This is a genomic window from Coleofasciculus chthonoplastes PCC 7420 (assembly GCF_000155555.1).
GTDB classification, from domain to species: Bacteria; Cyanobacteriota; Cyanobacteriia; order Cyanobacteriales; family Coleofasciculaceae; genus Coleofasciculus; species Coleofasciculus chthonoplastes_A.
Genome location: NZ_DS989879.1, coordinates 21,242 through 31,312 on the forward strand (window position 1 = coordinate 21,242; position 10,071 = coordinate 31,312).

At 45.4% G+C, this 10,071-nt stretch carries 10 protein-coding genes; 5 read left to right on the top strand and 5 right to left on the bottom strand.

The window, feature by feature from the left end:
- The first annotated feature begins 146 nt into the window (after positions 1 to 146).
- Positions 147 to 446, top strand: a complete 300-nt coding sequence (locus MC7420_RS33310) for a ferredoxin (RefSeq protein WP_006106268.1) — start codon at positions 147 to 149, stop codon at positions 444 to 446.
- A gap of 383 nt (positions 447 to 829) precedes the next feature.
- Here MC7420_RS33310 and MC7420_RS33315 read toward each other — a convergent pair whose 3' ends face one another.
- The 4 genes from MC7420_RS33315 to grxC all read right to left on the bottom strand — a co-directional run bounded on the left by MC7420_RS33315 (position 830) and on the right by grxC (position 4,360).
- Positions 830 to 1,165 carry a hypothetical protein gene (locus tag MC7420_RS33315; RefSeq protein WP_157453439.1) on the bottom strand — a complete coding sequence of 112 codons (336 nt, stop codon included), beginning with the start codon at positions 1,163 to 1,165 and terminating at the stop codon, positions 830 to 832.
- A 601-nt stretch (positions 1,166 to 1,766) separates the two neighbouring features.
- Positions 1,767 to 2,894, bottom strand: a complete 1,128-nt coding sequence (locus MC7420_RS33320) for a Gfo/Idh/MocA family protein (RefSeq protein WP_006106257.1) — start codon at positions 2,892 to 2,894, stop codon at positions 1,767 to 1,769.
- A 9-nt stretch (positions 2,895 to 2,903) separates the two neighbouring features.
- Positions 2,904 to 3,872 carry a glutathione synthase gene (gene gshB / locus MC7420_RS33325; RefSeq protein ID WP_006106235.1) on the bottom strand — a complete coding sequence of 323 codons (969 nt, stop codon included), beginning with the start codon at positions 3,870 to 3,872 and terminating at the stop codon, positions 2,904 to 2,906.
- A gap of 209 nt (positions 3,873 to 4,081) precedes the next feature.
- Positions 4,082 to 4,360: a glutaredoxin 3 gene (gene grxC / locus MC7420_RS33330; RefSeq protein ID WP_006106260.1), complete on the bottom strand. Its 279-nt coding sequence runs from the start codon at positions 4,358 to 4,360 to the stop codon at positions 4,082 to 4,084.
- A 989-nt stretch (positions 4,361 to 5,349) separates the two neighbouring features.
- Here grxC and MC7420_RS33335 point away from each other — a divergent pair.
- The 4 genes from MC7420_RS33335 to MC7420_RS33350 all read left to right on the top strand — a co-directional run bounded on the left by MC7420_RS33335 (position 5,350) and on the right by MC7420_RS33350 (position 9,149).
- Positions 5,350 to 6,255 carry an MBL fold metallo-hydrolase gene (locus tag MC7420_RS33335; protein ID WP_006106272.1) on the top strand — a complete coding sequence of 302 codons (906 nt, stop codon included), beginning with the start codon at positions 5,350 to 5,352 and terminating at the stop codon, positions 6,253 to 6,255.
- A 140-nt stretch (positions 6,256 to 6,395) separates the two neighbouring features.
- Positions 6,396 to 7,373 carry a bifunctional riboflavin kinase/FAD synthetase gene (locus tag MC7420_RS33340; protein ID WP_006106240.1) on the top strand — a complete coding sequence of 326 codons (978 nt, stop codon included), beginning with the start codon at positions 6,396 to 6,398 and terminating at the stop codon, positions 7,371 to 7,373.
- A gap of 17 nt (positions 7,374 to 7,390) precedes the next feature.
- A complete protein-coding gene (locus MC7420_RS33345) occupies positions 7,391 to 8,299 on the top strand; it encodes an AAA family ATPase (RefSeq protein WP_006106271.1) in 909 nt (302 codons plus the stop codon).
- Between the two features lie 304 nt (positions 8,300 to 8,603).
- Positions 8,604 to 9,149, top strand: a complete 546-nt coding sequence (locus MC7420_RS33350) for a cytochrome c (RefSeq protein WP_006106241.1) — start codon at positions 8,604 to 8,606, stop codon at positions 9,147 to 9,149.
- 294 nt (positions 9,150 to 9,443) lie between these two features.
- On the opposite strand, the gene MC7420_RS33355 is transcribed toward MC7420_RS33350, so the two are convergent.
- On the bottom strand, positions 9,444 to 10,071 hold a 628-nt coding region (locus MC7420_RS33355; protein ID WP_044211154.1), incomplete at its 5' end, for a phosphodiester glycosidase family protein.

Here is a 10,071-nt window from a genome sequence, read left to right on the forward strand (position 1 = left end):
TCCTAATCCTGTTTAAACTTTTTAACTTTTTTTCGTAGTATCAGAAGTGAAGCAGAAAAAGTTGCTCCCACCAGCTTAGGCTAGTTGGGTCAGTATACTACAGCACAATTGATTCTGCTGCTTCAGACTAATAGAGAGGAACACAAATGGCAAGTTACAAAGTTACCTTAAAGAACGAAGCTGAAGGCTTGGATACAACTATTGAAGTACCTGATGACGAGTACATTCTCGATGTGGCGGAAGAACAGGGTATTGATTTGCCCTATTCTTGCCGTGCTGGTGCTTGTTCGACCTGCGCTGGTAAACTCGTCAATGGTGAAATTGATCAGTCTGACCAGTCTTTCTTAGATGATGATCAGATTGAAGCTGGATATATTTTGACCTGTGTAGCTTATCCTAAATCTGACTGCACCATCGTCACTCACCAAGAAGAAGAACTGTACTAATTCTGTCAATATTGTTCAGGCGTTAACTCAATCGCCTAATCCATCAATAAGCCTGCTAACTATGTTAGTAGGGAAAGCAGGAACACAAAAAAACGGTGTTCCTGCTTAAAGTATATATAGCGTTTTCATTTGCGATGTGGAACTCACGATAGTAGACAAAGGGAATAGGGAACAGGGAACAGGTGTTTTTTTTGTGATGAGAAACTAGCATTGGATTCCATAAATGATTTGAAATTGCTCTAGAAGAAGACACCGCTTTCCCCTCCATGACGTGAGGATAAAAACCGTATTATTTTCGCTGCCAGCCAGACTCAGGTCAAGCTGTAGAAAGACTAAAACATCTCCAAACAGCCACCTATGAACCATCAACAATGAACAATTATTTACCCTCCCAGTTGTAACTGTGTTTCTGTTCTGGGATGAGGTATTGCTTGAGGAATTGGTAACTCCAGGCTTCTCGGTGATTTCTTCTTAAGTTGCTGAAGTTGTTTTCGACTCGCTTTATCTTTGTTAATAAAACGGTTATTGAGAGTTTGAATCTCCTGTAATTCACTGTCGGCGGACTTAAATAACCACTTATCATCCGAGTCAAACTCAAACATCGAGGTTAAGTGACATTGAGTAGGATGACTATATCGCATACATCCACTATCAGAAGAGTTGGCATCGCAAAAAGGGCATTGAATTTGGGAACACGTATTCATAGTAGGCTGTGACATAGGTGAATTTTTCTTCAACCTCAACAGGCACGGAAATCAAGACATTTCATCCTTACCTTAACATTTCTAGACTCATTAAGTGAGGCTTAGGTTCCGATGTCCTCAAGTCTGCTGCCATAGACTTACCCTAGGGGGGATAGCCGTAAATTACTTATTATATAAAGATTTTATGAACATCCCCCCGGTGGGGATATGGCTATAAGGGCTTGTAATCTCTTGCCTTCATGGAAGATTCACAGAATTTTACCGTTATTTTTACTCATACTTTAAATAAATTTTTACAGTTAATTATTCTTCTGAACAATTAAATTAAAATACCTCAATTATTCTCTCAAGCTATTAAATTAATTGGGAAAACTTGATATCTACTTAAAAGCCTTAATCATTTTCTTTTGTGGCTATAAACTCTAAAAAAGTAACAGGCGCTACCGAATACTCCCCATTATAACTCTTACTTTTAACAAAGGTTGGCTGAATAAAGGTGAGGAAGATGGCAAAATTCGGGAAGCAGTCAATTGATCCTCCTCATTGAGGGGTTAAAAAGTTATGAGAACACTGTTCCCTGTTCTCTTCCCTCACCACAATACTGATTCAGCAACCCCTAAGCTAAAAAACTGGATAAACTAGGTACATCTACCCAACTGTTCTCTTGATGCGATTGATGGGTTAAATCCATTAATAATTGGGAATAGACGCCTTCCGCTAGCGAAGGACTTTGATGTTTATCCGCATCAATACTTTGTACCCACTGATCCACAACCCGAATAAAGGGTGCTAAACGTCCATCCGGGTAAACTTGGGGAAATGCTAGTCGTTTGGGAATATCTACTTCTGACAGCGATTCTCCAGCCGGGGCTGCCCAAAGCTGAAATCCATGGACATAATCATTTTGGTTGGAACTGCCCAAAACCAACGTTCCGCGATCGCCATAGACTTCGACAAAATGCCCCCGCCCATTATAAGTAACGGAACTGATGCAAAGTTGGCAAGGTGTACCATCGGCTAATTCCAGCATCAGCAGACAGGTATCATCGGCGTCCACGGGTTTCAGTTTTCCCCCTTGACTGGGATCAGGACGTTCTGGAATTGCCGTACTCATTTGGGCGCACAACCGACGCACCGAACCAAACAACCAATTAATGTAATCAAAAGCGTGAGACCCCACAGCGCCTAATGCACCTCCGCCCTTTTCCTTTTGGGCGTACCAGTTCCAAGCCCGTTGCGCGTTGGCACGACTGGAGACTAACCAGTCAATTTTAATCAGACGCTTCTGACCAACATAGCCGGATTCTAAATGTTCTGCCAAGAGTTGCCATGGGGGAACAAAGCGAAATTCAAAATCTGGCATCGCCACTACCCCTTGCTGCTTGGCGAGGTGATAGAGATCTCGCGTTTCGGTAGCTGAGAGGGTCATTGGTTTTTCCAATAACAGATGTTTTCCGGCTTGCAACACCTGCTGCGCCATGTCGTAGTGGAGAAAGGGTGGGGTAGAAATACTCACCGCTTGCACATCTGGCATCGCTAGTATATCCTCCAGGCGATCGCTCGCTTGGGGAATATTATGAGATTCAGCTACCGCCTTGGCTTTATCCAGGTGCGGATTATAAACCGCTACCACCTGTGTGCGGGGGTGAATCTGAAAACCTGGGATATGAATTTTCTGTCCAAATCCGGTACCGATTACAGCAACTCCAATTTGATTTGTCATTTGTTGTTCGTCATTCGTCATTCGTCATTATTACGAGTTCCTTGGGTTTTCAACCCAGGCAATCACGTCTTTGCCTAAGCACGTACCATTAAGTTGATCAATCTCGCGGATACCTGTGGGACTGGTCACGTTCACCTCGGTGAGATAGCCACCAATCACATCGATTCCCACAAAATATAAACCATCTTGTTGCAACTGTGGCTTGAGCAACGCACAAATTTTTTGCTCTTGCGATGTAATTTCTGTCGCTGCCACTCGACCCCCAACTGCCATGTTGCCGCGAAATTCGCTGCCTGTAGGAATGCGATTGACTGCCCCAATCGGGTCACCATTGAGGAGGATGATCCGCTTATCTCCCTCTTTAGCCGCCGGAAGATAAGTTTGCACCATGACGGGTTCATATCCCCATTTAGTGCTAATTTCGACTAGGGAATTAAAGTTGCGATCGCCTGCTTCTAGAAACAAAATCCCTTCCCCAGCTTTACCGCCCAAGGGTTTAAGTACGGCTGCTCCTTGTTTCTCGACGAATTTCTGGATGGTCAACTTATCCTGGCTAACAATGGTTTCCGGAATTACTTCCTTAAACTGTAGGGCATACATTTTCTCATTTGCCCGTCGCAAACCTGTCGGCGTATTGATGACTTGAGTCTTTTTGGGATTAATGTAGTCCAGAATATAGGTCGCGTAGAGGTAGGGAATAGTCACGGGGGGGTCAGTCCGCATAAACACAGCATCCATATCCTCTAACGGCAGGGAGACAGTATCCGAGATAGCGTACCAGCGTTCACTGACCACCCAACGCCCCTCAACGAGTTCGGCTGGGGTTAGCTGGACTTTCTCCAGATTTGCCCACGCTTGATTATTGACAACTGTTAGCTTTTGAGCTTGAGTAATCCAAACGTCATGACCCAAGGCTTGGGCAGCTTCCATGAGTGCCACACTCGTATCATGACTGGGATTAAGCTTTGAGAGTGGGTCAATGATAAACGCAAATTTCACGCTGGAATCCTACCTCGGTGATTAATAATCAAGTTGCGGCTAATAGTACCATTTTGAGGTTTGTAGGGGCGGGTTTAGGAACTTTCGTTTCACTATTGACGATAACGTTAGTTCAAAACCCGCCCCCAGCTTCCCCAGCTTCCCCAGCTCCCCCAGCTTCCCCAGCTCCCCCAGCTCCCCCAGCTTCTTCAGCTCCCCCAGCTCCCCTATCAATGACTTGCCCCTGCTCCGTCTTGCAGTAAGGTATCTAGTTCACCTTGTAGTTCTAACCCATACAGGTCGTCGCAACCCCCAATATGGTGGTCATTGATAAAAATTTGTGGCAGAGAACGGCGTCCATTTGCCCGTTGTGCCATTTGCTCTCGCGCCTGTTCATCACCATCGATACAATATTCGGTAAAGTTAATGCCCTTTTCATTGAGCAACCCTTTAGCCCGCATACAATAGGGACAACGGCTCCAGGTATAAATTTCGACCTTGGGTTCCATTCTCTTTTCTCAACGTCAGCAACATTTCTTAAATTTTAGCTTTCTTCGCCAGAACGTCTGCACAAAGTCATTAAATCATTCAAGCTCAACTTGAGCTAAAACGTGATCAAAATCACATATTGGTGTTGCCTCAAATGCCTAACCAGTTTAGCTAAACTTGTTAGGCTGTGGAAAACAGTAGGTATAAACTAGAGGTAAAGCATCTCAGACCTGATGCTAATCCGTGAGGAGCTAGCATCAGATATAGTAGCTAGACCCCTTAACCCAAAAAGAAACTGGATCGCTCCCGTGCAACTACCTCCCTCAGACCACTACTGCTGAATAGCCTTGAATGTTCACCAACCTTGCCCTAAAAGGGACAAGGATTGACCAAGCCAGTTTGGACAACGTAAGAGGTGAATAGCTTTTTGAGCCTAGTCCTGGCACAGACTTCCGAATACTTCCCTAGTTCGGACTATCTCTAAGCCTAATTGGTTAGGCGTTGGGTAATGCCAAGACATCTTGGACTAGGTGAGCGAAGGGACTTATTACAGGTTTTGCTGGTTCCTGGGATTATATCCATTTAAAAACCAGCATTTAATTGTAAAGCTGTCTTATAAAGACAGGGTTTGGGACCCAAAAGAGTTTCGATGAGCGGTGTGAGCAACTCAAAAGCGTCAGGAACGGATTTATCGCGATCGCGGAAGTTATTCCCTGGTGATAAATTCCGCAGGCGTTACGTGTTACTTGACGTCCCTAACCTCATCCATCCACAATCAAAACAACTGGTTCAAATCAGCTTAAACAGAAAAACTCCTAAACTACCATGACTATTCTATTTAAATCTCTCCGGGAGTTTTATTGGGTTGCCTGCCGCTAGCAAGAATATGTTGATGATTACTCCGGGTCGGTGGAGATGTTAAGACTGTGGGAATTGGATGAAAAAGACTCCTCATCAACCTGAAAACACTAACAAATGGACTGTCTGAAAAAGCCTGCAAGGAAAAATTATGTCTAGTCAGCACAACGGATTCACAATTCACTTTTGGGGCGTTAGAGGAAGTATTGCCTGTCCGGGTCCAGAAACGGTTCGCTATGGCGGAAATACCCCTTGTGTGGAAATGCGAGTGGGTAGAGAACGATTAATTTTTGATGGGGGTACGGGCTTGCGGGTGTTGGGACAGTCCATGTTGTCACAAATGCCAGTGGAGGCTCATCTGTTTTTCACCCACTCCCACTGGGATCATATTCAAGGGTTTCCGTTTTTTGTTCCCGCGTTTATCAAAAGCAATCGTTTCCGTATCTATGGAGCGATCGCGCCCAATGGTTCCACGATTAAGCAACGCCTCACCGATCAAATGCTCCATCCCAATTTTCCTGTCCCGTTGCAAGTCATGCAAGCTGATTTGCAGTTCTATGACCTAGAGGTTGGTGAAAGCGTTGAGCTGGGCGAGATTACCGTCGAAAATACTCTGCTCAATCATCCCGGTGAAGCGGTGGGATATCGAGTGAATTGGCGGGGTCATGCAGCCGCCTACATTACCGATACCGAACATAGACCTAGTGGTTTAGATGAAAATATCTTAAAACTGATTCAGGATGTGGATGTGCTGATCTACGACGCCACCTACACGGATACCGAATATTATTCTCCAGCAACCAGCAAAGTGGGGTGGGGTCATTCGACTTGGCAAGAAGGGATTAAGTTAGCCAAAGCCGCTAACGTGAAAACTCTGGTTATCTTTCACCACGATCCGTTACACAATGATGATTTCTTGGATCGAATTGGGGAAGAAGCCATTCAACACTTTCGCAATACCGTTATGGCTCGTGAAGGCTTGTCCATTTCTTTGGTGGAGTCGGCTGTCTCCGATCCAGTACCCCTGCAACAAGAGGCAAAAGCTTCGATTCGATAATATAGCACGCTATATCCCCGACTGTATCTCTCCTACCCGATCCCTGACGTCTTGAAGAAGTTGGGGATCTAATTTAACTCGAAGCCAACGAATTGGTCAAGATCTAGCCACGACTCCGAGAATGTGTAAAAATGTAAAGCGTGTGGGTTACTTCTTCTCTTGCCACTGCTTTAACACCAACTGCTGTTGCCCTAGGAAACTTTGACGGCATTCACCGAGGGCATCAACAGGTCATTCATCCTATTTTGCAGCACTCTAGCCTTTTACCCGGTCAGTCTGAGCCGATAAATCCTCAAGAGAGGGTTAATCGGGAAGGAAAGCATATTTATCCGACTTTGGCAACCTTTTATCCCCATCCCCGTGAATTTTTTTCCGGTCAACCGTGGAAGCTATTGACACCCAAGCCCGAAAAAGTAGATCAGTTGCAGCGCTTGGGCATTGAACAACTGGTACTGCTGCCCTTTGACCGAGAATTAGCGGCATTAAGTCCAGAACAATTCGTGGACAAGATTTTAATTGAACAATTGCGAGCCACCCATGTCAGTATTGGAGAGGATTTTCGCTTCGGATATCGCCGGACTGGAACCGCGAAGGATTTGCAGGCGATCGCAGCCACTTATGGGGTTAAGGTTACCATTGTTACTATCCAAACCTGTCAAGGTGAACGAATCAGTAGTTCCTTAATTCGCCAATCCCTAGAGGAAGGAGATATCCTCAAAGCTAATCGCTTATTGGGTCGTCCGTACAGCATTATGGGTCAAGTGGTCAAAGGGCAGCAATTAGGCAGAACCCTAGGCTTTCCCACCGCCAATCTAGAATGGTTCCCCGACAAGTTTTTACCCCGCAATGGGGTTTACTGTGTGCGAGTCAGTCGTCCCTCATTCCCGGATCAATGGGGTGTAATGAATATAGGAGAACGTCCTACCGTCAAAGGAACCTGCTTGACAGTTGAGATTCACCTGCTAAATTGGTCTGGTGATTTATACGGACAGACGATAACCGTGAGCCTAGAGCAGTTTTTGCGACCGGAACAAAAATTTGCGTCCTTAGATGACCTAAGGACGCAAATCCAGGCTGACTGTGCGGCGACGACAACTTTTTTTGAAACCCAGGAATAGGGAATGGGGAAACGGTAATGAGAGAACGGATTGAGCAACTCAAAGAAAATCTGGCTAGGACAATTGTCGGGAAAGCTGATGCCATTCGTTTAGTCCTGGTTGCTTTGCTCTCAGGCGGTCATGCTTTGCTAGAGGATGTACCTGGGGTGGGTAAAACGCTGCTGGCAAAATCCTTAGCACGTTCCATTGATGGGCGATTCCAGCGAATTCAATGTACACCTGACCTCTTACCTGCGGATATCACCGGGACGAATATCTGGAATCCCAGTAGCCGTGAATTTGAATTTCTCGCCGGTCCAGTCTTTGCCAATATTCTACTGACTGATGAAATTAACCGGGCAACCCCGCGCACGCAGTCAGCATTACTGGAGGTGATGGAAGAACGGCAAGTGACTGTGGATGGGGAATCTCGTAAAGTTCCCCAACCCTTTTTTGTGATTGCTACTCAAAATCCGATTGAGTATCATGGGACGTTTCCCTTGCCAGAGGCGCAAATGGATCGATTTACCCTATCTTTATCCCTGGGTTATCCGACGCCTGAGGAAGAACTGCAAATGCTGCAACTGCATCAGGGAGGGATGGTACTTTCGGATCTTAAACCCTGTATTTCAACGGAGGATGTTTTGGAGTTACAACGTCTTTGTCAACAGGTGCAAGTTGAACGAGAGTTACAGCAGTATATTCTTAACTTGGTACGGGCATCTCGTGAGACGGAAGATGTGGTATTGGGAGTCAGTCCACGGGGTACTTTGGCATTACAACGGGCGGCACAAGCTTTGGCATTTTTAGAAGGGCGAAATTATGCGATTCCTGATGATGTGAAAATGTTGGCACCTCATGTTCTGTCCCATCGTCTCATGGCAGCCGGGGGGCGACAGGCGAAGCCGATTGTTGAACAGTTATTGCGTTCTGTGGCAATTCCGTAAGAGGAACTCGTGGAAAATTGTCATAAAAGCGACAAAATTATCTTGGTTAGGACGAAGGGTAGGTTTTGCTGTTCGATTATCGGTGGGGAGGAGAGGTTTTGTTTTTGATGTAGTTGATTTATGGGTGAGGAGGGCGGGTTTTGTTGAACATTTATTGGTGGATATCTGAATTAAGTCCCTAAACCCGCCCCTACGATTTGTCCCTAAAGGGAATTCCTAAAATTGACCCTGATACATTTTTGGAGGGTCAGCAATAATATATGACGAATGACGTAGCTTGCTTCTCGCTTAGCGAGTATGACGAATGAGAAACTATCACAATCTGCGATCGCACGCTGTTTTATTTGTACTTGTACTGGTGTGGAGTATCCTCCTCGGCGGCGGTATGGCAGGAGTTTTAAGGGCAGCAGAAACACCCCAATCCCCGAATTCAGAAACACTGGTGGCGATTGGCACTATTGACCCAATTCCAGAGCGTTATCAAACTGGATTAAAACTGTACCTGGAAAACTGTAGCAGTTGTCATGTTGCTTTACCCCCAGAAGTCATGCCAACTCAAACCTGGGAAACTTTGCTATTAGAACCAGAACAGCATTATGGACAACGGTTAGAGCAGATTCCGCGTCCATTTATCTTTATTGTCTGGAATTATTTACGCACCTTTTCTCGTCCTTTAGGGGAAGATGAGCAAACGCCCTTTCGGGTGACTGAATCACGGTATTTTAAAGCACTTCATCCCCGTGTTGATTTACCTCCGACATTGACGGCGGCTGGGTGCATCAGTTGCCATCCAGGAGCAAGAGATTATAACTATCGGCGTTTAACACCAGAGTGGGAAGATTCACCGTAAGGATGTGGAAAGATTATGGATTTGATGGTCATTTTTACACTGATAGAGCCTCTGATACCAAATCCGCCTTTATTACACCCTTTTGCTAAGGCGATTGAAATCGCTTCTACACAAACATAGGCGAAGCCTTCCCGAAGGGTAGTCCGCCTGCGCGGACTGGGTTATATAGCAACCGCCATGGCTGTTAGGACACATCATTTATGTAGAGACGCGCCATGGCGCGTCTCTACAATGATGCCTTAACTATCGTCACAAGCTGAGAAAAAATAACACATAATATCCCAAAAATTCGATTTACTGATTTTCTATCGCGGGTAAAGCGTAAAAGCCTAAGTGATTGGCAACTGGACGTTCAACCATGGGAAGTTTGGTATGAATTGGCGCATTTAATACAGTCGTTCCTGATGAGGTTGCCATTACTAATGTGCTGGAACCGCCTCCATCTAAGTTTAAGGCTTGATCAGCGCCTAAATTAATTACAATTTCAGCTAATTCAGCTAAGGTTACTCCTTCGCTGTAAAAGGGTTGTTTACCATCTACAGCAATCAGCCACAACTTTTGACCCTGTTGATCAACAGCGACAGCGATTCGTGAGTAGGGTTTGGTGTTACTGTGCTGAGAGAAACTAGCCATGACAGGCTTACCATGGTTGACAAAAAGACGATTACCCGCAACCGCTTGCACTGTACCCTCTGGACAGTTTCCCGGTTCAACAATTTGGGCGCGATCGCTCTCTAAAAAGCATAACGCCGACCAATTCGTTTTCGGGGGTGAGTAACGATTGCTATTGGATATGGCTTGTCCGATTACAGTCGTGCGATCGCCACTGTGAGGATAATAGTCCCAAGGCGTCTTTTCCCGAAAGGGATAGAAGAAGTTAGCATTGATTGCTAGTTGTAGTTTAAACTCGCGGACAAATTCG

Bases quoted from the DNA above. Each gene is read 5' to 3' on its own strand.
- MC7420_RS33310 (WP_006106268.1), top strand. From the start codon at position 147: ATGGCAAGTTACAAAGTTACCTTAAAGAACGAAGCTGAAGGCTTGGAT.
- MC7420_RS33315 (WP_157453439.1), bottom strand. From the start codon at position 1,165: ATGTCACAGCCTACTATGAATACGTGTTCCCAAATTCAATGCCCTTTT.
- MC7420_RS33320 (WP_006106257.1), bottom strand. From the start codon at position 2,894: ATGACGAATGACGAACAACAAATGACAAATCAAATTGGAGTTGCTGTA.
- grxC (WP_006106260.1), bottom strand. From the start codon at position 4,360: ATGGAACCCAAGGTCGAAATTTATACCTGGAGCCGTTGTCCCTATTGT.
- MC7420_RS33335 (WP_006106272.1), top strand. From the start codon at position 5,350: ATGTCTAGTCAGCACAACGGATTCACAATTCACTTTTGGGGCGTTAGA.
- MC7420_RS33345 (WP_006106271.1), top strand. From the start codon at position 7,391: ATGAGAGAACGGATTGAGCAACTCAAAGAAAATCTGGCTAGGACAATT.
- MC7420_RS33350 (WP_006106241.1), top strand. From the start codon at position 8,604: ATGAGAAACTATCACAATCTGCGATCGCACGCTGTTTTATTTGTACTT.